Origin of the sequence: Lentibacter sp., from assembly GCF_965657785.1 — a bacterium.
Classification (GTDB): domain Bacteria; phylum Pseudomonadota; class Alphaproteobacteria; order Rhodobacterales; family Rhodobacteraceae; genus Lentibacter.
In genome coordinates this window covers 178,622-200,718 of record NZ_CBFHPP010000001.1, presented here as the reverse complement: position 1 = coordinate 200,718, position 22,097 = coordinate 178,622, and the positions used below count along the sequence as shown (strand labels likewise).

Below are 22,097 nucleotides of genomic sequence, written 5' to 3'. Positions count from 1 at the left end.
GCTCTTTGTTTTGTGTTGGTCTTACTGCCTGTGCCTATTGGGCCGCGCTTTTGCGCTGGCGTCAAGGCTTTGAGGGCCGTTATCCTGAGATTGACTGATCGGGAGGCTGGGAAGATGACTGTTTTGATTGCGGGGGCTGGTATTGGCGGGCTGACACTCGGGCTGTCGCTGCATCAGCTGGGCGTCCCGTTCCGGATATTTGAAGCGGTGCGCGAGATCCGTCCGCTCGGGGTCGGGATCAATGTGCAGCCCCATGCGATCCGCGAGCTGTTTGAACTCGGATTGGAAGGGGCGCTGGACAAGGTCGGGCTGCGCACGCGCCAGCTCGGGTATTTTTCGGCCCAAGGCGGGGAAATCTGGCGCGAGGCGCGGGGCGAGTTTGCGGGCTATCATTGGCCGCAGTATTCGATCCACCGTGGCGAAATGCAGATGCTGCTTTATCGCGCGCTTCTTGAGCGCGCGGGGCCTGATGTGATTGAGATGGGGGCCGCTGTGACGGGGGCTGTTGAGACGGCGGCGGGCGTTGAACTTGCCCTGACCGAGCGCCGCACGGGCGCAAAGCTTGGCCGCGTGGCGGGCCGTGTCTTTGTTGCGGCAGACGGGATCAACTCGGTGACGCGACAGGCGCTTTACCCTGAGGAGGGCGCGGCCCAGTGGGGCGGGGTCATGATGTGGCGCGGCGTCACGCGCGGCCCGAGCTTCCTTGGCGGGCGGAGCATGGCTATGGCGGGCAGGAAGGACTGCAAGTTTGTCTGTTATCCGATTGAAGAATATGAGGATGGAACCTGCCTCATCAACTGGATTGCGGACCGCGCCATGCCTGCGGAGTATGTCTGGCGCGCGCAGGACTGGACCCGCGAAGGGCGGCTTGAGGACTTTTTGGGCGCTTTTGCGGGCTGGGCGTTTGACTGGCTCAATGTGCCTGAGGTGATCACCTCGGCTGAGAGCGTTTGGGAATATCCGATGGTGGACCGCAACCCTTTGCCGCGTTGGAGCCATGGGCGGATCACGCTTTTGGGAGATGCGGCCCATGCAATGTATCCGATTGGCTCGAACGGGGCCTCGCAGGCTATTCTGGATGCGCGGGTTCTGGCGCGAGAGCTGCGCGACTTGGGGCAGGGGGCAGAGGCCTTGGCGGCCTATGACGACATCCGGCGCGAGACGGTGAACAAGATTGTTCTGGCCAATCGGGGCGACGGGCCTGACAAGATCCTTGATATTGTGGCCGAGCGCGCGCCTGAGGGCTTTGAGAACATCCATGACGTGATGCCCCAAGAGGAGCTTGAGGCGGCCGCAGGGGCCTATAAAAAGCTCGCGGGCATGGATATTGAGGCGCTCAATGCGCGCGGCCCGCTTGTGCCTGTTTCGATCTGATTTCACTTTAGGTGCATTTTAGACTTTTCGAGGGCGAAACAACGCGCTAAACGGCAGGCAATGTGCCCAAGTGGCGGAATGGTAGACGCAGGGGATTCAAAATCCCCCGCCGCGAGGCGTGCCGGTTCGAGTCCGGCCTTGGGTACCACTGCACATTAAATGAGCCTCGTTGGAGAGGCAGACGTCAGATCGGCTTGCGGGCTATGATCTCTCGGCCTCGGCTTTGTTCTCGGTATAGAGGGCCGACCGTGCAGAGCGCTCCAGCGCAACGCTGTGAAGGGCGCTGAAATCTGCCATCGGGTCTTGGGCCGCCTGTGTGACAAGCTCTGACAAGACGCCGACTTGCTGCAAAAACCCTGCGCTTGAGTGGCCCGAATGGGGCAGGGCAAAGCAGTTGACCCCGTTCTGTTGGAACAGTCGGGCGTGAATATTGTCTGCGGTGCAGGGATCGTAAAACAGATTGTGATGAGCTGTTTTGCTCAGGGCTGTTGCCATGTCATCAAAGACAAACTCCAGCTCAGTGGCGATATGTGCCCAGCGGCTGTCGCCCTGAACCTTGTGGGGCTGGATGCTGTATTGGGGGGAAATGGCGAGCGTCGTATCAAGGCGGAAGAGGTCAGAGAAGATCATCGCGCCAAAGCCGCCCATGCTTGACCCATAGCCGACAGCTCGGGGAAACATGGCGCGGGCCTGTTGAACCGCTTGGGCAAGCTCGAAGATTTCGGGGCTTTGAAACCAAGTGTTGCCTGCCGTGACAATGTGAAGGGCAGGTAGGCCCATGTTGTGCAAGAACCTCTGCCCGAAGCCGTCGTCTTCTATGGATGGCGTGGCGCGAAAGTTGCTGAACGTCACAAAGAGGGTTTCGGGCGCGCTGTCACGCTGCGGGAGACGCAAACTGGCGCGCATATCCTGACCTGAATAGAGCTGCTCCATGTTTGTCTCTCGTGGTTGGGTGGTGTGTGGCCAGTTTGTGCGGCGAATGGGGCGGGCGCCAGCGGTTTGTGACGAATCGGGTGCAACTTATCTAAAATCGTGGGTTTTCGGGGTTTGATTCGAGGATTTGAATTGTGGCAATTTCCTCCAAACGTGTTCAATTCGCGGGCTGGTTTGCCATTCATGTCATAATCGTGATCAATCAGACGGGGCGATTTGAGCGGTTTGACCATAATTCACAAAGGTGAATGAACCGTTAATTGTTTCTCAGAGCGGCATAATCCAAGCGGGTCTCGGCCTTGGCAGCTCTTGGGCGGAACACGGTTTTGTCATTGAAAAGCATGGGCGTTTTGCCGCTTCGAGCGCGACTTGATTTGGAAACAATCCCGCAGATTTGACGCTTTTTCTCTGCCTTGCCGCCCTGTGAAAAAGGCGGGAGGGGGAGAAATGCTGCCGTTTTCCCGACAAATTTATCTTTCGAGACTTTCGCAATAGCCTTATGACTGATGGTGCCCAACTGGGGGGCGTAGTGAGTATGGTCACGGGGGCGACCGCTGAACTGCGAAGCATCGGAAGATGCGGAAAGTGCTGCTGTGTGTTTGAAAAGCACGGTGGCGTCGGCTGCCAAATGATGAGTGCCTTTGGGCGCTTGGCACATGGTGCGACTTTTCGCCCTCTCTCCTCAAGAGCTTTGCAATTTTTGTAACGAAGCGCAGGCATTTGTCTGGGCTTCACCATCGGCGGACGGGGCGTTCCCCGAGGTTGTTAAAGAGGGCTTTGATATGGCTGATCTGGTACTGAATTGGGGTTTGTTGGGCGCGTTTGGCACCAATGTTGAACCAACACAAACTGTCGACACGGGCGGTGTCAATGTCACCATCGGCTTTGAGGCGCAGGATGAGGAGGCCTCTGGTGTCACCTTTAACGCGCCCGGCTATGTGGCGGCGGATGATCCTTTTGACAACCAGTCCTTTTTGAAGCTCTCGGGTCAAGGCGGCGAAGGCGGCGTAGATGCCACATCAACCACCACGCTTGATTTCAGCTCCTCCAACGCCTTGTTTGATGATTGCGTTCAGAATGTCAGCTTCCGGATCAATGATATTGACGGTGGCGGCAGTGATATTGACCCGACACCGACGCCGCATGAAGACATTGTGACGATCCGCGCCTTTGGGCCTGATGGCACCGAGATTCCTGTGACGTTTGTGACCGGCTCCAATGTGACGGCGACGGGCAACACCCTGTCGGATGGCGACACGAATTTCGGCTATGAAGATAGCGAAGCGTCAACTCTTGTTTCCGTGGCTGGCCCCGTCATGCGGATCGAGATTGAATATGCCAATGGCAATGCTGGCGAGCAGACGGTTATGGTCTCTGATCTGCATTTTGCGACCTGCCCAGCCGACGGGAATATGAACCCTGTGCTCGTAGACGACACGGCGACGACCGATGAAGACACCGCCGTTGTGATCAACGTTTTGGGCAACGATAGCGACCCTGAGGACGACCCTCTGACGGTGATGGACACCACCGATCCTGCGAATGGCACGGCGTCGATCAACGGCGATGGCACGGTGACCTATACGCCTGATGCGGGCTTTATCGGCACTGATACATTTGACTACACAGTGACGGACGACCAAGGCAATGTGAGCACGGCGACTGTGACGGTTGTGGTCAGTGACCCTGCTGTGCGCGACGGGATTGTCTCGGGAACGGGCGGCGACGATCTTATTGATGCGGGCTATACGGGCGACCCTGATGGCGACCTGATTGACGCGAACGACCAGATCCTTCCGGGTGAGGGCGTTGACGACGATATTGTGCGCGCAGGCGACGGCGACGACACTGTGCTCGCTGGCGAGGGCAATGACGATGTGCGCGGCGGCGAAGGCGATGACGATCTGAGCGGTGAAGCGGGCGATGACGAGCTTTATGGCGAAGATGGCAATGATGTTATTGACGGCGGCACGGGTGACGACACAATCGAAGGCGGCGACGGGCGCGACAGTGTGAGCGGCGGCGACGGCGATGACGAGATCGACACCTCTGGCCCTGATCCTTTGATTGACGTTGAAATCTTCCCCGGTTTGCCTGTGGATACCGACGCTGAGAACGACCGTGATCTGGTCGATGGCGGCGCGGGCGATGATATCATTCGCACAGGTGACGACCGTGACACCATCACTGGCGGTTTGGGCAATGATACGATCTTTGCGGGTATTGATGATGACGAGGTCTTTGGCAACGAAGGCAACGACAGCATTGTCGACATCCAAGGCTCTGATCTGATTTTTGGCGGCGATGGCGATGACACGATTGATGCGGGTACCAACACCTTCTCCGATTATATCGGTGACGATCCCAATCTGCCTGTTGCGGGCTTCCCGGGTATTCTGAGTGATCCGAACACCACAGACGGGCTTGACACTGTCTTTGGCGGCGCGGGCAACGATCTGATCTCGACGGGGGATGACGCTGACGAGATTGATGGTGGCACGGGCAATGACACGATTGACGGCGGCATTGACGACGATACCATCCTTGGCGGTGAGGGCGACGACAGTATCCTTGGCCAGCACGGCTCGGACAGTATCTTTGGCAACGAGGGCGCCGATTTCATCAATGCGGGCGGCAGCACCTATGGCGGCAACGAGCCTGATGCGACCGACCCTGTGCCAGAAAACGACCGCGACTTTGTCGACGGCGGCGCAGGCAACGACACGATCTTTGGCGAAGATGATGATGACACGCTGCTTGGCGGGGACGGCGACGACGTTCTGGACGGCGGCATTGACGAGGACAGCCTGATTGGCGGCAACGGCTCTGATACGGCGTTTGGCGGTCAGGGCGATGACTTTATCGACCTCTCGGGCGCTCTGGAAGAGCCAGACGCGTTAGACACGGACCCGAACAATGACCGCGACCTCGCCGAGGGCGGCGCGGGCAACGACACGATCTTTACCGGCGATGACGCGGATACGATCCTTGGCGGTGCGGGGGATGATGTGATTGATGCGGGCATTGATGATGACAGCATCATTGGTGGCACAGGCGATGACAGCATTCTTGGCGGCGAAGGCAACGACACCGCGATTGGCGCGCTTGGCGATGATACGCTGATTGGTGGCGCGGGCGACGACCTGCTGGACGGTGTGGTCGGGGATGACCTCATGTCTGGCGGCGCGGGCGCGGATACGATGCTTGGTGGGCAAGGGCAGGACACCTTTACCGACATCACAGGCGGCGATGTTGTGGACGGCGGATCGGGGCCAGACGGGCTGCGCGCGGACGGCACGCCGAACGACTTTGACACGCTCGATCTGACGGGCGCGGCCGAGGCGAACAACCCTGGCGGGAGCCTGAACATCACCTATACCTCTGCCGATCGTGAGGACGGGTTTGTCGACTTCCTTGATGTGGACGGCAATATCACCTCGACGATGGTCTTTGAGGAGATCGAGAATGTCGTGCCTTGCTTTACGCCCGGCACCGCGATTGCGACGCCGCGCGGCGAGCGCCTTGTGGAAGACCTCAAAGTCGGGGACAAGATTATCACGCGCGACAACGGCATTCAGGAAATCTGCTGGATGGGCAAAAAGATATTGTCCGGACACGAGCTTGCGCGCGCGCCGAACTTGCGCCCGATCCTGATCCAGAAGGGGGCGCTTGGCAACAACCTGCCCGAGCATGACATTCTTGTCAGCCCGCAGCACCGCATTCTGATCAACAACGAGCGCACCTCGCTTTACTTTGAGGAGACGGAAGTTCTGGTGGCGGCCAAGCATCTCACGGGGCTGAAAGGCGTTGATGAAGTGGGCACGCTCGGGGTCAGCTATGTGCACTTTATGTTTGAAAACCATGAGGTTGTCTTGAGCAATGGCGCCTGGACCGAGAGCTTCCAGCCTGGTCAATCGGTGATTGACGGGCTTGGCGCAGAGCAGCGCGATGAAATCTTCCAGCTCTTCCCAGAGTTGAAGACCGTCGAGGGCCTTAACGACTATACGGCCGCCCGCCGCGCTCTGAAGAAGCACGAGGCGCACCTGTTAGTGCGGTAACGAGTATGGCCGCGCGCTTTGTATGACAGGGCGCGCGGCGGTTTCCCTATATTTTGGAATATGCAGCTGCGCCCCAAGTCTTTCGGGGTGCTGGGGAGGGCGTGCTTTGGTGCGCCCTCCCTGATTTGTCTTGCGGCCCTCATGCGCGCGGTCGTTGTTAAGACTTGAGGCAAATGTGCCTTTAATTTTATATCGAATTTCGCAGTTTTGCCGCAGTGCTGCCGCAAGCGGCGGCTACTCTTTAGGTTGAAATGGCAATCAGAGAGGCACAAGCGCGCAATGATCGGGTATTTTGAAAACTTTTATTCGCCCTATGGCGAATTGCCTGATGTGCAAAGAGCGGGTGAGGCCGGTGTCTTTCGCCCTGCGTGTTTGCGTGGCGGAATTGGTGCGGATTACCTTTTGGGGAGTGGCGCGCATGGCGCGGTTCGGATTGTCGATCTCTCGCGCCTCAGAGAGCCTGTCGCGATTGAATTTAACCGCACGCGGGCGGGTATTATTACGGACGGGATCGACACGATTGTATTTCAGGGGATCGAGGAGATTATTCTTCCGCCAAGCCATTTTGCCGCCATGCGTTCCAGTCTTCGGGCGTGTTCAGATCATGGCGTGCGACTGCGCGCGGCAGGGGGTAGGACTGCACCAGAGACGCTGAGTGCTGCACAATAGGAGCGGCGCCGGTGTCGCCTGTCAGGCTTTGAAAGTCTGAGAACAGATCTGAGGGGAAGATCACGGGGTGGCCTGCTTGGCCCTGTGAGGTGGTTGCGCGCAGGATTTGGCCTGCGCGCAGGCCCTGATAGGCCTGCCATATCCCAGCGAGGTAGGGCGCAAGCGCGGGCATATCGGCGGGCAGGATCATCAGCGCATCTGCAGCTGCGGCCTTTGCCGCCTCTGCGCCCAGACGTAGGGAGGCCGACATTCCCGAGCTGTGATCTGCCACGGTGACGACCTCGACCTCGAGATCCATGAGGGCTTTGGCGCGCGGGTGATCGGCTGTGGGCAGGGTGACGATCACGTGATCGGCGCTCGCGCGGGCGGCGAGGGCCATATGGCGCAGGCAGGGCAGGCCGCCCACATCTTCCATGAGTTTGTCGCGCCCCCTCATGCGTGAGGAGGCGCCAGCCGCGGGGAGAAGGACCGCGCGGCGCATGGTTTAGCCGCGCATCCGCGCGCCGTCTGCATCAAAGAGCGGCGTGGTGATGAGGCGAGCTTTGCGCATTTTGCCCAAGATTTCGATCTCCACTTCAAGGCCCTCATGGGCTTGGTCTGTGGGCACGAACCCCTGTGCAATCGACTTGCCAGCGTGGTGCGAATAGCCCCCCGATGTGCAGAAGCCGACGACTTCGCCGCCAAGCCAGATCGGCTCATAGGCGTTGACATCGGCGTCCTCGGCCTCGACCTCAAAGGCGCAGAGCTTGCGCGCCGCCCCTGCCTCGCGCTCGGCTTCGGCGGCGGCGCGGCCGATAAAGTCGGCGTTTTTCTTGAAGCTGATGAAGCGGTCCAGCCCTGTTTCGGCGGCGGTATAGTCGGGGGAGAACTCCGAAAGCCAGCTGCCGAAGAACTTATCAAGGCGCAAGGACATCATGGCGCGCATTCCGAAGGGGAGCATTCCGTGATCTTGACCCGCCTCCCAGAGGCTGCGCCAAAGGGCGCGTTGGGCCATCGGGTCACAGTAGATTTCATAGCCCAGATCGCCTGTGTAGCTGACGCGCTGCACGACGCAATCCACCATGCCAACCGTGATTTGGCGCAGGTCCATGAACTTCATGCTCGAAACATCGGCGCGGGTGCAAGCGGCGAGCACCTCGCGCGCCTTTGGACCCGCGATCTGGAAGCCGTTGAGCTTGTCGGAGACGTTTTCGACGGTGACGCCGTCCATCTCATTTTGTTCAAACCAGCGCATATGGTAGGCTTGGGAGCCATAGCTTGCCGTGAGCTGGAAGGCCTCTTCGCCCAGGCAGGATATCGTGAAATCTCCGATCAGGCGGCCTTTGTGGCTGAGCATGGGCGTCAGCGAGAGGCGGCCGATTTGGGGCACGCGGCCTGCCATGACGCGGTCAAGCCAGGCGCGGGCATTGGGGCCTGTGACGAGGTATTTGCCAAAGTTATGCGTCTCGTTGATGCCGACGGCTTCGCGCACGGCCTTCACTTCGCGCGCGGTGGCCTCAAAGGCGTTGGAGCGGCGGAAGCTCGGCGTTTCAAAGCGCGGCTCGTCGCCTTGGGCGAAGTAGTTGGGCACTTCGAGGCCGAATTGCTGACCCCAGACTGCGCCCATCTCGTCAAAGACGTCATACATCGGCGTTTGGCGGAAGGGGCGCGCGGCGGGCAGCTCTTCGTTTGGATAGCTGACGGAGAAGCGCTTTTGGTAGTTTTCGATCACTTTGGGCAGGGTGTAGCCCGGGGTGATCCAGTCGCCAAAGCGCGCGACATCCATCGCCATGGTGTCGCGTTCGCATTCGCCCTCAACCATCCATTGCGCCAGCATGAGGCCAACGCCGCCCCCCTGCGAGAAGCCCGCCATGACGCCGCAGGCCGACCAGTAGTTGCGCATCCCCGGGACGGGGCCGACAAGCGGATTGCCATCAGGGGCAAAGGTGAAGGGGCCGTGGATCACGGATTTAACGCCAGCTTTTTCCAGATCAGGGAAGCGTTTGTAGGCGAAATTGATGCTGTCTTCGATTTTGTCAAAGTCATCGGCCAGAAGCTCCTGACCGAAGCTGTAGCTTGTGCCATCAACCGCCCAAGGGCGGCAGGGCTGTTCATAAAAGCCGATACAGAGGCCGCGGCCTTCTTGGCGCAGATAGCTTTCGCCTGCGGGGTCCATCACGTGAGGATGCTCTATGCCATCGGCCATCATCTCGCGAATGAGGGGCACCTCGTCTGTGACGATATATTGGTGCTCCATCGGGTGGAGCGGGAAATAGACCCCCGCCAGCGCGCCAACTTCGCGCGCCCAGAGACCGCCTGCATTGACGATATGTTCGGCGTGGATGGTGCCTTTGTCGGTGACCACATCCCATGTGCCATCGGGGCGCTGGTTGGTCTCTTTGACCATCGTGTGGGTCTCGATTGTGGCGCCGCCCATGCGCGCGGCTTTGGCGTAGGCGTGGGTTGTGCCTGAGGGGTCAAGGTGCCCATCGAGCGGATCATATAGCCCGCCAATGATGCCTTCGACATTGGTGACGGGGGCGATTTTCTTGATTTCATCGGGGCCGACGATCTCTGTTTCCAGCCCCATGAAGCGGTGTTTGGCGCGCTCGGCGACGAGCATATCAAAGCGGTCCTGGTTGTCCGCCAGCGTGACGCCGCCGACGTGGTGCAGCCCGCAGGAGAGGCCTGTCAGCTCTTCCAGCTCTTTGTAGAGGCGGATGGTATAGCCTTGCAGTGCGGCCATATTTGTATCGCCATTCAGCGTGTGAAAGCCGCCTGCTGCGTGCCATGTTGAGCCTGAGGTCAGCTCGGAGCGCTCAAGGAGCATGACATCGGACCAGCCGAGTTTTGTCAGATGATAAAGCACGGATGCGCCGACAACGCCTCCGCCGATCACGGCTACGCGGGTGGTGGTTTTCATTTTTGGCTCCTCGCTCTTTTCGGGTGAGCTACCCATCTTCGGGCCGCCCGCTCTTTGCTTTGTGCGACAGAATGTGTCGCGAATGCGTTTTCGCGCAGTTTGCCTCACAGCGACGAGAAGTGTCGGGGATTGGCAAAAGAATCGCGCAATTTTGCGTCAGGGTGAAGCGCAAACAAACGCAATGCAAAGGCAAAATTCCATGCGCACCGAGGCTCAGGCTGTTGTAATCGGGGGAGGCTTGATTGGCTGCTCCATTCTTTATCATCTCACAAAGCTAGGATGGACCGATGTTGTGCTGCTTGAGCGCGACGAGCTGACCTCTGGCAGCACGTGGCACGCGGCGGCAGGCATCCATGGCTTGCATGACAGCGCCAATATCAGCCGTCTGCAGCATTACACGATGAACCTTTACAATGCGCTGGAAGAAGAGACAGGTCAGAGCTGCGGTGTGTTCCAGCCCGGCTCGCTCTATCTGGCGCAAACAGAAGAGCGTGTGCACCAGCTCAAGCTGCAAGAGGCCAAGGCCAAGCTTTACAACATGGATTTTGGCGAGATCAGCCGCGAGCGGGCCGAAGAGCTGCACCCTTTGGTGAACTTTGACGGCATCAAATGTATTATGTGGGAACCATCAGGCGGGAATGTGGACCCCTCGGGTGTGACCAACGCCTATGCGGCGGGCGCGCGTCAGAAGGGCGCGGAAATTCACCGCTTTACGCCTGTGACCGCAACCGAGGCGCAGCCCGACGGAAGCTGGATTGTGCGCACCCCTAAGGGCGATATCAAGACGCCTTGGGTGATCAATGCGGCGGGGCTGTGGGGGCGCGAAGTGGCTGCTATGGCGGGGATCGAACTGCCGCTGCAGCCCACGGAGCACCAGTATTTTGTCACCGAGAGCATCCCCGAGATTGCCGCGATTGACCGTCGTTTGCCTTCGGTGGCGGACCGTGACGGCGAATATTATATGCGCCAAGAGGGCAAGGGCCTTCTAATTGGGGCGTATGAGAAGGATATGCGGTTCTGGGCTGAAAACGGCACGCCGCTGGACTTTGCGCATGACCTGTTTGCCGACGATCTTGATCGTATTGAAGAAAATATCATGCGCGCGATTGACCGCGTGCCTGTGGCGGGAACGGCGGGCATCAAGCGGGTGATCAACGGGCCAATGATCTGGTCGCCCGATAGCAATGTGATTTTGGGGCCGGTGCCTGAACTCAAGGGCTATTTCTGCTGTAACGGGATTATTCCGGGCTTTAGCCAGTCGGCGGGCATGGGGCTTATGGTGGCGCAGTGGCTCACCACGGGCGAGATGGAATATGATATGTTTGCCTGGGATATGGCGCGGTTTGGCGCTTGGGCGGATAAAAAATTCACCAAGGCCAAGGTGCAGGATGTTTATGCGCATCGCTTCAAGATCCACTTCCCCAATGAGGAGCGCGCGGCGGGGCGGCCTGTGCGCACGCGGCCTGCCTACGCGAGCCAGAAAGCCATGGGCGCGGTCTTTGGCCTCAACTATGGCTGGGAGCATCCGCTCTGGTATTCGGGCGTGGAGGGCACCGAGGACACCGACGGCTTTACCCGCCAGAACTGGTGGGGACCTGTGGGCGAGGAATGCAAAATGCTGCGCGAGCACGCGGGCATTATCGACATCAGCAACTTTGCCAAATACCGTTGTATGGGGCCGGGGGCGGAAGACTGGCTCAATGCGGTTTTTGCCAACAAGATGCCAAGCGAGGTCGGGCGCTCTTGTCTGACGCCTCTGATCGGGGTGCGCGGCGGCATTGCGGGGGACGCGACCGTCACCAAGCTGGCGGAGGATGAATACTGGATCGTTAGCTCGGGGATGGCGGAACGCTATCAGAAGCGGTTCTATGACATGGTGCCGCTGCCAGCGGGCACGACATTTGAGAGCATGACTGAGGCGATGTGCGGGTTTAACGTGGCGGGGCCGAAGAGCCGCGCGCTGTTGCAGAAGCTCAGCAATGCCAGCTTTGAGACCGATGAGTTCAAGTTTATGCGCTCCAAGCGGATCGAGATTGCGGGTGTGGAATGTCTTGCCCTGCGGGTGAGCTTTACGGGCGATCTGGGCTGGGAACTGCATTGCAAGACCGAGGACCAGCTGCGCCTTTGGGAGGCGCTTCTGGAGGCGGGCAAAGACCTTGGCGCGGGGCCTGTGGGCGGGCGCGCCTTGATGAGCTTGCGCGTTGAGAAAGGCTATGGCTCCTGGAGCCGCGAATATAGCCCCGAATACTGGCCTCAGGAAGTTGGCCTTGAGCGGCTGTGCAAACTTGAGAAAGACTTCCTGCACAAAGAGGCAGTGGCGGAGGCCATGACCAAAGCGCCGCGCGAGGAGCTTGTTATCATTGCGCTTGATGAGGCTGATGTGAGCGCCTCGAATGCGGATGCGACGGGGGGCGAGCCGATCTTTAAGGACGGTGTGCCTGTGGGCCGTGTCAGCTCGGGGGCCTATGGCTATACTGTCGGCATGAGCCTTGCGCTTGGCTTTGTGAAGGGCGGCGCCAAAGCGGGGGATGTTGTCGAGGTGATGGTGCTTGGCCAGCCGCATAAGGGGCGGATCTTGCACGAAGCGCCGTTTGACCCCAAAGGGGCGCGTTTGCGCGCATAAGGGGCGCAGGTGTCCGATGGCGCTGCGCGCCATCGGACACGGGGGGGGCTTTGCCCCCCAACTTCAAATGTCTTACGACGTTTGAAGTCTCCCCCCAGGATATTTTTAGAAAGAGGAAGACTGGTGAGGCGCACAGCAGCGGGCTGCGGGCTGATGTGGTCGAGGTCAGGAGCGGCTTAAGGGCGCTTTTGCAGCGCGTCTGTGAGGACCTGCTTCAGCAGCTCCTGTGGGACATCAGATGTGACAAAAGCTTCGCCGATGCCGCGGGCCATGATGAAATTGAGGGTGCCTGCGCTGACTTTTTTGTCTTGCATCATGAGTGCGATGAGGGCGTCTGCATCTGGAAGATCTCCTGCGATATCAGAGAGATCAACCTTCATCTTCATGTCTTTGAGATGGGCGCGCACGCGGCTGGGCGCCTCTTGGGAGCAGAGGCCGAGGCGGGCGGATGTTTCATAGGCCAATGCGCAGCCGATGGCGACGCCTTCCCCGTGCAAGAGGCGATCTGAATAGCCTGTGGCGGCTTCCAGCGCGTGGCAGAAGGTATGGCCCAAGTTGAGCAGGGCGCGCTCGCCTTGTTCGGTTTCGTCGCGCGCGACGATGCCGGCTTTCATGGCGACCGAATGTTTGACGGCCTCAAGGCGCAGGGCCTCATCGCCTGCGGCGAGGGCGGGGCCGTTTTTTTCGAGCCAGTCAAAGAAGGCTGCATCTCCGAGAAGGCCATATTTGGCGACTTCGCCGTAACCTGCGAGAAAATCGCGCGCGGTGAGCGTGCCAAGGAGGGAAATATCGGCCAGCACAAGGCTGGGCTGGTGAAAGGCGCCGATGAGGTTTTTGCCGTGGGGGGCGTTGATGCCTGTTTTGCCGCCAACGGAGCTGTCGACCTGCGCCAGAAGCGAGGTCGGGATTTGCACAAAGCGCACGCCACGGCGCAGGATGGCGGCCGCAAAGCCGACCAGATCGCCAATCACGCCACCGCCAAAGGCTATGACCACATCTGCGCGCTCTATTTGCGCGGAGAGGAGCCAATGCACGACCTCTTGCAGATGGGCCCAGCTTTTTGTCGCCTCGCCTTGGGGCAGGGACAGGTTTGAATGGGCAATGCCTGCGGCCTCCAAGGATTTGGTGAGGGTCTGCAAATGCAGGCTGGCGACATTGGCGTCGCTGATGATTGCCACTTTGGGGCGCTTGAGGAGCGGCGCGATATGGGCACCAGCCTCGGACAAAAGCCCTGCGGCGAGCTTGACCTCATAGCTGCGCGCGCCAAGCGAGACGGGGACTGTTTCAATCATCTTCGGGTTCCATGACATCTTGGCGCGCCGTGAGCGCGCTCAGCACCTTATCGGCCATTTGCGTGATCGAGTAAGCGGGCTTGGCTGTGACGCAGAGATCGGCACGGGCGTAGACGGGCGCGCGGGCGTCAAATATTTCGGCCAAGGTGGCGCGGGGATTGGCTGTGCGCAGGAGCGGGCGGGTGTCTTTGTGGCCGACACGGCTCCAGAGGAGATCAAGATCGGCGTCCAGAAAGACCGAGACGCCGAGTTTGGAAATGAGGGCGCGGTTTTCTTCGGCGAGAAAAGCGCCGCCGCCTGTGGAGAGAACCGACTTCTCATCTGCATTGAGCAAGCGGCGGATCACCTCTGTTTCGCGGGCGCGAAAAAACGGCTCGCCATCGCGTGAAAATATCTCGGGGATGCTCATGTTTGCGGCTTGAACGATTTCGGCATCGGAATCCAGAAACGGTGCCCCGATCTTGACCGCGAGGGCGCGACCGACGGCTGTTTTGCCAGCCCCCATCATGCCGACCAGAACAATGGTTTTGTTCAACCTGTAGCGCATCTGTCTCCAGCTTTGGCTGATCTGTGATCAGCCAATCTTTGCAGTTTTGATTTATTGTTCGCCTGAATGGCGTGATCTTTAGCAAAATGCCAGATATAAAGTGGATCAAGCGCGATAAAGCGAGGGCGGAGAGCATATGGGTAAACTTCTCAAGTGGTTGTTTTATTTGATCATTCTGGGGTTTGTTGCGCTCTTGGCCTATGCTTATGTGGGGCCGGTCTTTGACGCGGAGTTTGCCCCCAAGCCCCAAGAGATTCGCATTCCGGTGGAGCTGGATGCGCATTAGCCTGCCTTCCCGCCTGCTTGCGCCGGCGCTCTTAGGGGCCCTTTTCGGCGCGATGCCGCTGAAGGCCGAGGCGCCGCTTTCGGCGATAGACTGGCTCGCAGAGACGCGGCCCGTGATCCGCGCGCCAGAGGGCGGGCAAGGGCCTTTGACAGAAGCGCCTGTCAGCGCCAGCGCAACATCGCCGGATGTGACGATTGCGAGCATCGGTGTGGCGGGTGCGCAGGTCTCTGTGGGGCTGTTGGGGCGCTCTGTGACGGGGCTGCCTGAGACGCTTTGGTCGGCCAGCGACTTTGAGGTGCTGCGCGGCGAAATTGCTCTGGCGGATTTTCGCAACATAGCCGCGCTGCAACGGCTGTTTTACACATTGATGCTGGCGGAGGCTTTGCCGCCACAAGGCGCGGACGCGGAGCGTTTTCTCACGCTGCGGGCGGATATGCTGCGCGCCTTCGGGGCGATCGAGCCTGCCGAGGCGCTGGTTGAGCGCTTGCCTCTTTCAAGTGTGGCGCATTTCGGGCTTTGGTTTGATCTGACGCTTTTGGCGGGGCTTGAAGACAAGGCCTGTGGTGTGCTCAACGCCAAGCGGGGCTTATCCAACGATTATGCGGCACATATCTTTTGTGCCTTGCGTGGCGAGAACTGGGAGGATGCGGCGCTCTTGTTTGAGGCGGCGGATGCCTTGGGGCTGTTGAGCGGCTCTGAGCGGCAGCTTTTGCTGGCGTTTCTTGACCCTGATTATGCCGAGGCCAGCCCCGGCCTTGCGCCGCCGCGCGAGATCAGCCCTTTGGAATTCAGGCTCTATGACGCGGTTGGCACGCCTTTGCCGACGGCGAACCTGCCGGTGGCTTTTGCTGTGTCTGATTTGCGCGCTGTGGCGGGCTGGAAGGCCCAGTTGGAAGCGGCAGAGCGGCTGGTGCGCAATGGGGCCTTGTCGAGCAATGTCTTGCTCGGGCTTTACACCGAGCGCAAACCCTCGGCCTCTGGCGGGGTTTGGGAGCGGGCGCGGGCGGTGCAACGGCTTGAGGCGGCTTTGGAGGACGGGCGCCGCGCGCCGCTCAGTGCGGCTTTGAGAGCGGCTTATGATGAATTGGCGGCGCATGGGTTGGTCTCTCTTTTGGCCGAGATATATGTGCCCGAGATTGTCGGCGCAGATTTGAGTCCTGAGGCCGAAGAGCTGCGGTTTAGATTGACTTTATTGAGCGGCGAGTACGAGCGCGCCGAGGCGCCGCAGCGCCTGACGGGGGAGACTGCTTTTTTGCAGAGCCTTGCGGCGGGGGCGCCTGTGGGGGCGGGGGCGCTGGAGGATCGGCTGGCAGAAGCGATTGAAGATGGGTTTGGCGGCGCGCGGGTTGATCCTGATGTGGTGTCTCTGATGGAGGGCGGACAGCTTGGGCTGGCGATTTTGCGTGCCTGCGAGCAAATCAAGGCGGGCTTGAGCGGAGATTTGACGGCGCTCAAGAGCGGGATTGCGGCGCTGCGCCTCATGGGGCTTGAAGATGTGGCGCGGCGCGCCAGTCTGGATATGATGCTTCAGAAGCGGCAGTTCTGAAATGCGTGACTGGCTGGGAATGTTCTTGGAAACAAAAGCCGCCGAGGCGGGCGCGGCCAAGAACACGCTTGAGGCCTATGCGCGCGATTTGAACAGCTTTCTTGGCTGGTGTGGGCATCACGGCCATGCGCCCGAACGTCTTGGCAAGCCTGATATCGAGGCCTATCTCATCGCCTGTGATGCCGAGGGGCTCGCCAAGTCGACCCGCGCGCGCAGGCTTTCCGCGATCAAGCAATATTACCGCTTTGCCTATGAGGAGCGTATCCGCCCCGACAACCCCGCGCTTGAGATCAGCGGGCCAGGGCGCAGTAAGGCTTTGCCTCAGGTCCTCTCCGAGGAGGAGGTGAGCCGCCTTTTGGACAGCGCAGGTGCTGTCGGGCGCGGCGCGCCTGAACGGCTGCGCAACCGTTGTTTGCTGGAGCTGCTTTACGCCACGGGGATGCGTGTCAGCGAGCTTGTGAGCCTGCCTGTGGCGGCGGCGCGGGGTAATCCGAAATATCTGCTGATCACGGGCAAGGGCGGCAAGGAGCGGATTGTGCCGCTGTCGCCGGATGCGCGGGGTTTGTTGCAGGAGTGGCTTCTTTTGCGCGATGCGGCTGAGGAGGGGGCGCGCGCAAAGGGGCAGGCGGCCTCGCGGTTTCTTTTTGCCAGTCCGAGCAAGGCGGGGCATATGACGCGGCATCGGTTTTATCTTCTGATCAAGGAGATCGCCGTGGTGGCGGGGATCAGCCCTGCGAAAGTCAGCCCGCACAAGCTGCGCCATGCCTTTGCGACCCATTTGCTGGCCAATGGGGCCGATCTGCGCGCGATCCAGACGCTTCTGGGCCATGCGGATGTGGCGACGACCGAGATTTACACCCATGTTTTGGAAAAGCGGCTGGCGGATCTGGTGCTCAATCACCACCCTATGGCCAAAGACTGAGGTTATAGGAGCACAAGCGCGGCAAAGCGCGCCTTGGCCCTTGAATTTTTGCAGCCAAAGGCTTCATAAGAACGTGACTTTAAGGGGAGGGATCAATGGATCCGACTGTGGCCTCATCTGATGGGGCGTATTGGATAACCGCGGGGGCGATTGCCTTTTTGCTGGTTTTGTCAGGCTTCTTTTCGGGAAGCGAAACCGCATTGACGGCGGCCTCGCGCGGCAAGCTGCGCACGCAGGCAGACAAGGGCAACTCGGGCGCGAAGCGCGCGCTTGAGATCACCGAGGACAACGAGCGGCTGATTGGGTCGGTCCTTTTGGGCAACAATCTTGTCAATATTCTAGCCGCCTCGCTGGCGACCTCTCTCTTCACGGCCCTCTTTGGGGAAAGTGGCGTGGCGATGGCGACTTTGGTTATGACCATGCTTGTGCTTGTCTTTGCCGAAGTGCTGCCCAAAACTTACGCGATCACCAATGCCGAGCGCGCGGCGGGGCTTGTTTCGGCGCCGATCCGTATTGTTGTCTTGGTGTTTGCGCCTGTGGTGAGTGCTGTGCGGTGGTTTGTGCGGCTGTTGTTGCGGGTGATTGGCATTCAGGCGGACCCTGACAGCCATATTCTGGCTGTGCGCGAAGAAATTGCCGGTGCGCTGTCGCTGGGGCATTCTGAAGGGATTGTCGAGAAGGAAGACCGCGACCGTATTCTTGGCGCGCTCGATCTGGCGGAGCGGGCTGTGGAGGAGATCATGCTTCACAGGTCTGGAATTGAGATGATTGATGCCGATCTTGAGCCGCAGGAAATCCTTGACCGCTGTTTGAGCAGCAACCACACCCGCTTGCCTGTCTATCGCGGCGAGCAGGACAATATCATTGGCGTGATCCACGCCAAAGACCTGTTGCGCTCCATGCACAAGCATATGATGGCGGCGGGGACCGTCGAGGCGGCGTTTAACGGGTTTGATATCGCTGAAGTGGCGATGGAGCCCTATTTTGTGCCTGAAACCACGACGCTGGACGAGCAGATGCGCCAGTTTTTGCGCCGCCGCACGCATTTTGCCCTCGTGGTGGATGAATACGGGGTTTTGCAGGGGTTGATCACGCTCGAGGACATCCTCGAAGAGATTGTCGGCGAGATCACCGACGAGCATGACCCTGCGGCGGAGCATTCTGTGACCAAGGGCGAGGACGGGGTGTTTTATGTCGACGGGGCGATGACCATTCGCGACTTCAACCGTGCGACCGACTGGTCTTTGCCCGACGAGGACGCCAACACAGTGGCGGGGCTTGTGATCCATGAGGCGCAGATGATCCCTGAGGTGGGGCAGGTCTTTGCCTTTCATGGCTTCCGCTTTACGGTTCAGGAGCGGGCTGACAACCGGATTACCAAATTCAAGATCCGTCCGCTTTGAGAGCGCACAGATAAGGCGGTTCGGCTGACGCCGACCCGTGGGGGGCGCTGCCCCCCAGTTTCAAACGTCTTGAGACGTTTGAAACCTCCCCCCGGGATATTTTCGGCAAAAAGAAAAAGCAGGGGGGCTGATCAGCCCTCGAGCTTGACCAGAGCGTGGCGCTTTTTGCCCGCGGTGAGCTTGAGCGTGGCGGCGACATCCTCGGCTGAAAACATCTGGCCTGCCTCTGTCACGGCGGCGTCGTTGACGCGCGCGCCGCCTTCGGAAATGAGGCGTTTGGCTTCTTTGCCCGAGCCGACGAGGCCCGCGCGCACAAAGAGCTGGGCAGCGGAGATGCCGCCTTCTATGTCGGCGGCGGGTAGGGCCACTGTCGTTAGCTCTTCGCCGACCCCGCCGCGCTCAAAGACGTCGCGCGCGGTGGCCTCGGCGGCCTCGGCGGCGGCGCGGCCGTGGCAGAGGGCGGTCACCTCATTGGCGAGGACCACTTTTGCCTCGTTGATCTCAGAGCCTTCGAGCGCGCCGAGGCGCTCGCAGTCGGCGAGGGGCAGCTCTGTGTAGAGTTTGAGGAAGCGGGCGACATCGGCATCTGTGGTGTTGCGCCAGAACTGCCAGAACTCATAGGGGCTGCGCATATCGGCGTTGAGCCAGACCGCGCCATCGGCGGATTTGCCCATTTTCTTGCCATCAGATGTGGTGAGAAGGGGCGATGTGAGGCCGTAGATTTCGGCACCGCTGACGCGGCGTGTGAGATCGATTCCGTTGACGATATTGCCCCACTGATCAGAGCCGCCCATCTGGAGGGCGCAGCCGTAGCGGCGGTTGAGCTCAAGGAAATCATAGGCTTGCAGGATCATGTAGTTGAACTCAAGGAAGCTCAAGCTCTGCTCTCGGTCGATCCGGCTTTTGACGCTTTCAAAGGCGAGCATACGATTGACCGAGAAGTGGCGGCCGATATCGCGCAGAAATGCGAGGTAATTGAGGCCATCAAGCCACTCGGCGTTGTTGAGCATGAGCGCGCCTGTGTCGCTGTCGTTGTAGTCGACATATTTGGCGAAGACTTGCTTGATACCGTCTATGTTGTCGTTGATGGCTGCATCATCAAGGAGAGGGCGCTCGTCGGCGCGAAAAGACGGGTCGCCCACCTTTGTTGTGCCGCCGCCCATCAGGGTGATTGGCTTGTGGCCGGTTTTTTGCAGCCAGCGCAGCATCATGATCTGGATCAGAGAGCCGACGTGCAGCGATTTGGCGGTGGCATCAAAGCCGATGTAGGCCGGAACCACACCTGCAACCATGGCCTCATCAAGGCCCTGATAATCGGTGCAATCCGCGAGAAAGCCACGCTCGATCATGACACGCATGAACTCCGATTTTGGGTGATAGGTCATTTTGATATTCCTTGGCTGCTTTCGCGCTTGTATAGAGCGCTCATGGGCGAAGGAAAAGACCATGATTAAGGGCTTTGAAGCAGGCACGGGTTTGTGCGCGATTGGCGCGATGAGCGGCACCTCTCTGGACGGGGTTGATGTGGCGGAAGTCGTGACCGACGGTCAGGAGATATTCGGCTTCGGGGCGACGGGCTATCGCGGCTATACGCCTGCTGAGCAGGCTGTTTTACGGGCGGCTTTGGGCAAGTGGCAGGGCGATGCGGGGCTTGGTGCGGCGTTTGAGATTGTGCAGCGTGCCCATGTCGAGGCGCTCACGGGCTATGAGGCGGAGCTTGTCGGCTTTCATGGCCAGACGCTGGCGCATGAGCCGCGCGGGCGGGGCACGCATCAGATGGGAGATGGCGCGGCTTTGGCGGCGGCGCTTGGTAAGGCCGTTGTCTGGGATTTTCGCTCATCCGATGTGGAGCTTGGCGGGGAGGGCGCGCCGCTTGCGCCGTTTTTCCACCACGCTTGTGCGCGCTATCTGGGCTACACAAAGCCTGTTGCGTTTCTCAATCTTGGCGGGGTGGGCAACATTACCTTTGTTGATCCGCGCATTGAAAAACCTGAGGCTGCGGGCGCTGTGCTGGCTTTTGACACGGGGCCAGCGAATGCGCCGCTCAATGACCTCTGCAACGAGCGGCTGGGCCAGCCTTATGACGCGGGCGGTGCTTTGGCGCGTAAGGGGACTGTCGAGACAGGGGCGCTGGAGCTGTTTTTGGCGGATCCGTATTTTTACCGGATGCCGCCGAAGTCGCTGGATCGGGACGCTTTTGCGGAGATGCGCGACCTTGTGCTGGAGCTGTCAGATGCGGATGCGGCCGCCACGCTCACGGGGATGGCGGCGGCTTCTGTGTTGCAAGGCATGGACCATGCGCCCGAAACGCCGAGCGAGGTTTTGGTGACGGGGGGCGGGCGCTTGAACCCTGTGATGATGGAGATGCTGGCTGCGGCGCTGGACTGCCCTGTGCGCAATATTGACGAGACGGGGCTTGATGGCGATATGCTGGAGGCGCAGGCCTTTGCCTATCTTGCGGTGCGCGTGGCGCGGGGGCTGCCCACGTCATGCCCGAGCACAACAGGCGTGCGTGCGGCTGTGGGCGGCGGGATTGTCAGCAGGCCTTAGGGTCAGGACCCTAGGCCGAGCAGGAGGCTCCGCCCAGCACACAAAACTTGGCGCAATGGGGGTGATTGAGTTGCACCGGGCCGCTGGCCTCGGAAAGCGTCGCGCCAAGCTCGAACTCGGGCGTATAGGCCAGCAGCGTGCAGGCGAGCACAGCGGGGGCGTCAGCGCCCTTGCGCTTGACCACCATGCGCGAGGAGGCGCACATCACATCATCAGGGGATTTGCCCAAGATACCCCAGCAGTCTGTGGTGATTTCGGGGACTTCGACGCTCATATCCATTTCGGGGAAAAGAACTGTCTTTGCAGGGCTTTGCGCATCGATCTTGAAGTTTTTCTCGGCGTAGAGGCGTGCATAGCCAGCGCGGGCGTCTGCTTCGCTTTCGTGAAAGGCGATGCGGCCAGCGACGGCCATTTGAAAGCCGTGATCGCGCAGCCAGATCATGCCCTCAAGCGTGCGTTTGAACGCGTCTTTGCCGCGCTCGGCGTCATGCAGCTTGGCGGACCAATGATCAAGAGAGATCCGCAGTGTGATCTTGTCACCATAGCGCTCGGCGAGGTTTAATAGCCCCGCCTGAACCGATTTGCGCATCATCGGGCGCATGGCATTTGTGAGCACGAGGACATCAAACCCCGCCTCCAGCGCCGCATCCATCATGCCGATCATTTCGGGGTTCATGAAGGGTTCGCCGCCTGTGAAGGCAATCTCGGTGATCGGCCAGCCGAGCGTTTTGATTTCTTCAAGATAAGGCTCTACTTCGGCGCGCGTCATATAGACGAGCGCGTCATTGGTGGGGGAGCTTTCGATATAGCAATTGGCGCAGGTGATGTTGCAGAGCGTGCCTGTGTTGAACCAGAGCGTCTCGGGCTTGGTGAGGGCGACGGAGGCGCGCGTCTCGCCTTTGGCGGTGAGATGCGGGTCTTGAAACTTGCCGAGGTTGGCGGGCTTTGCAAAATCTTCCATGGCACCTCACAATTTTTCTGTGTTTTCCTTG

Annotated in this window: 16 protein-coding genes and 1 tRNA gene; 9 read left to right on the top strand and 8 right to left on the bottom strand. The window is 59.9% G+C overall.

From position 1 onward, the window contains the following. The first annotated feature begins 114 nt into the window (after positions 1–114). Both ACTF58_RS00975 and ACTF58_RS00970 read left to right on the top strand, forming a co-directional pair. Entirely contained in the window at positions 115–1,374 is a 1,260-nt protein-coding gene (locus ACTF58_RS00975; protein WP_438990088.1) for a flavin-dependent oxidoreductase, read from the top strand. Positions 1,375–1,438: 64 nt separating this feature from the next. Beyond that, positions 1,439–1,522, top strand: a tRNA-Leu gene (locus ACTF58_RS00970). 53 nt (positions 1,523–1,575) lie between these two features. Here the strand turns inward: ACTF58_RS00970 and ACTF58_RS00965 are convergent. Beyond that, positions 1,576–2,307, bottom strand: coding sequence for a hypothetical protein (locus ACTF58_RS00965; protein ID WP_438990087.1), 732 nt, complete (start codon positions 2,305–2,307; stop codon positions 1,576–1,578). Between the two features lie 256 nt (positions 2,308–2,563). Beyond that, positions 2,564–2,935, bottom strand: a complete 372-nt coding sequence (locus ACTF58_RS00960; protein ID WP_438990086.1) for a hypothetical protein — start codon at positions 2,933–2,935, stop codon at positions 2,564–2,566. 154 nt (positions 2,936–3,089) lie between these two features. On the opposite strand from ACTF58_RS00960, the gene ACTF58_RS00955 reads away from it, so the two are divergent. Next, the gene (locus ACTF58_RS00955) at positions 3,090–6,365 is read left to right on the top strand and encodes a Hint domain-containing protein (RefSeq protein ID WP_438990085.1); all 3,276 of its coding nucleotides are present in this window, start codon (positions 3,090–3,092) and stop codon (positions 6,363–6,365) included. A 544-nt stretch (positions 6,366–6,909) separates the two neighbouring features. Here the strand turns inward: ACTF58_RS00955 and ACTF58_RS00950 are convergent. Then, on the bottom strand, positions 6,910–7,515 hold the full coding sequence (locus tag ACTF58_RS00950) for a nucleotidyltransferase family protein (protein WP_438990084.1): 606 nt from the start codon (positions 7,513–7,515) through the stop codon (positions 6,910–6,912). Positions 7,516–7,518: 3 nt separating this feature from the next. Continuing rightward, positions 7,519–9,936: a GcvT family protein gene (locus ACTF58_RS00945; RefSeq protein ID WP_438990083.1), complete on the bottom strand. Its 2,418-nt coding sequence runs from the start codon at positions 9,934–9,936 to the stop codon at positions 7,519–7,521. 199 nt (positions 9,937–10,135) lie between these two features. On the opposite strand from ACTF58_RS00945, the gene ACTF58_RS00940 reads away from it, so the two are divergent. Next, positions 10,136–12,559, top strand: coding sequence for a GcvT family protein (locus tag ACTF58_RS00940; protein WP_438990082.1), 2,424 nt, complete (start codon positions 10,136–10,138; stop codon positions 12,557–12,559). Between the two features lie 176 nt (positions 12,560–12,735). Here the strand turns inward: ACTF58_RS00940 and aroB are convergent, their stop codons facing one another. Then, positions 12,736–13,851: a 3-dehydroquinate synthase gene (gene aroB / locus ACTF58_RS00935; RefSeq protein WP_438990081.1), complete on the bottom strand. Its 1,116-nt coding sequence runs from the start codon at positions 13,849–13,851 to the stop codon at positions 12,736–12,738. Beyond that, a complete protein-coding gene (locus tag ACTF58_RS00930) occupies positions 13,844–14,398 on the bottom strand; it encodes a shikimate kinase (RefSeq protein WP_438990080.1) in 555 nt (184 codons plus the stop codon). The genes aroB and ACTF58_RS00930 overlap by 8 nt, the downstream gene beginning before the upstream one ends. Positions 14,399–14,534: 136 nt before the next feature. On the opposite strand from ACTF58_RS00930, the gene ACTF58_RS00925 reads away from it, so the two are divergent. The 4 genes from ACTF58_RS00925 to ACTF58_RS00910 all read left to right on the top strand — a co-directional run bounded on the left by ACTF58_RS00925 (position 14,535) and on the right by ACTF58_RS00910 (position 18,555). Continuing rightward, positions 14,535–14,684: a hypothetical protein gene (locus tag ACTF58_RS00925; RefSeq protein WP_438990079.1), complete on the top strand. Its 150-nt coding sequence runs from the start codon at positions 14,535–14,537 to the stop codon at positions 14,682–14,684. 52 nt (positions 14,685–14,736) lie between these two features. After that, positions 14,737–16,230: a hypothetical protein gene (locus ACTF58_RS00920; protein ID WP_438990078.1), complete on the top strand. Its 1,494-nt coding sequence runs from the start codon at positions 14,737–14,739 to the stop codon at positions 16,228–16,230. 1 nt (position 16,231) lies between these two features. Next, positions 16,232–17,152 (top strand): site-specific tyrosine recombinase XerD, encoded by a 921-nt coding sequence (locus ACTF58_RS00915; protein ID WP_438990077.1) that lies wholly within the window; start codon positions 16,232–16,234, stop codon positions 17,150–17,152. A gap of 95 nt (positions 17,153–17,247) precedes the next feature. Continuing rightward, the gene (locus ACTF58_RS00910) at positions 17,248–18,555 is read left to right on the top strand and encodes an HlyC/CorC family transporter (RefSeq protein ID WP_438990076.1); all 1,308 of its coding nucleotides are present in this window, start codon (positions 17,248–17,250) and stop codon (positions 18,553–18,555) included. Between the two features lie 131 nt (positions 18,556–18,686). On the opposite strand, the gene tyrS is transcribed toward ACTF58_RS00910, so the two are convergent. After that, entirely contained in the window at positions 18,687–19,940 is a 1,254-nt protein-coding gene (gene tyrS, locus ACTF58_RS00905) for a tyrosine--tRNA ligase (RefSeq protein ID WP_438990075.1), read from the bottom strand. A gap of 61 nt (positions 19,941–20,001) precedes the next feature. Here tyrS and ACTF58_RS00900 point away from each other — a divergent pair, with 61 nt between their 5' ends. After that, the gene (locus ACTF58_RS00900) at positions 20,002–21,105 is read left to right on the top strand and encodes an anhydro-N-acetylmuramic acid kinase (protein ID WP_438990074.1); all 1,104 of its coding nucleotides are present in this window, start codon (positions 20,002–20,004) and stop codon (positions 21,103–21,105) included. A 10-nt stretch (positions 21,106–21,115) separates the two neighbouring features. On the opposite strand, the gene ACTF58_RS00895 is transcribed toward ACTF58_RS00900, so the two are convergent. Further along, on the bottom strand, positions 21,116–22,066 hold the full coding sequence (locus ACTF58_RS00895; protein WP_438990073.1) for a radical SAM protein: 951 nt from the start codon (positions 22,064–22,066) through the stop codon (positions 21,116–21,118). Positions 22,067–22,097 lie beyond the last annotated feature (31 nt).

Excerpts from the sequence above, each read along its gene's own strand:
- ACTF58_RS00975 (WP_438990088.1), top strand. The coding sequence starts at position 115 with ATGACTGTTTTGATTGCGGGGGCTGGTATTGGCGGGCTGACACTCGGG.
- ACTF58_RS00965 (WP_438990087.1), bottom strand. The coding sequence starts at position 2,307 with ATGGAGCAGCTCTATTCAGGTCAGGATATGCGCGCCAGTTTGCGTCTC.
- ACTF58_RS00955 (WP_438990085.1), top strand. The coding sequence starts at position 3,090 with ATGGCTGATCTGGTACTGAATTGGGGTTTGTTGGGCGCGTTTGGCACC.
- ACTF58_RS00950 (WP_438990084.1), bottom strand. The coding sequence starts at position 7,515 with ATGCGCCGCGCGGTCCTTCTCCCCGCGGCTGGCGCCTCCTCACGCATG.
- ACTF58_RS00945 (WP_438990083.1), bottom strand. The coding sequence starts at position 9,936 with ATGAAAACCACCACCCGCGTAGCCGTGATCGGCGGAGGCGTTGTCGGC.
- ACTF58_RS00940 (WP_438990082.1), top strand. The coding sequence starts at position 10,136 with ATGCGCACCGAGGCTCAGGCTGTTGTAATCGGGGGAGGCTTGATTGGC.
- aroB (WP_438990081.1), bottom strand. The coding sequence starts at position 13,851 with ATGATTGAAACAGTCCCCGTCTCGCTTGGCGCGCGCAGCTATGAGGTC.
- ACTF58_RS00930 (WP_438990080.1), bottom strand. The coding sequence starts at position 14,398 with ATGCGCTACAGGTTGAACAAAACCATTGTTCTGGTCGGCATGATGGGG.
- ACTF58_RS00925 (WP_438990079.1), top strand. The coding sequence starts at position 14,535 with ATGGGTAAACTTCTCAAGTGGTTGTTTTATTTGATCATTCTGGGGTTT.
- ACTF58_RS00920 (WP_438990078.1), top strand. The coding sequence starts at position 14,737 with ATGCCGCTGAAGGCCGAGGCGCCGCTTTCGGCGATAGACTGGCTCGCA.
- ACTF58_RS00915 (WP_438990077.1), top strand. The coding sequence starts at position 16,232 with ATGCGTGACTGGCTGGGAATGTTCTTGGAAACAAAAGCCGCCGAGGCG.
- ACTF58_RS00910 (WP_438990076.1), top strand. The coding sequence starts at position 17,248 with ATGGATCCGACTGTGGCCTCATCTGATGGGGCGTATTGGATAACCGCG.
- tyrS (WP_438990075.1), bottom strand. The coding sequence starts at position 19,940 with ATGACCTATCACCCAAAATCGGAGTTCATGCGTGTCATGATCGAGCGT.
- ACTF58_RS00900 (WP_438990074.1), top strand. The coding sequence starts at position 20,002 with ATGATTAAGGGCTTTGAAGCAGGCACGGGTTTGTGCGCGATTGGCGCG.
- ACTF58_RS00895 (WP_438990073.1), bottom strand. The coding sequence starts at position 22,066 with ATGGAAGATTTTGCAAAGCCCGCCAACCTCGGCAAGTTTCAAGACCCG.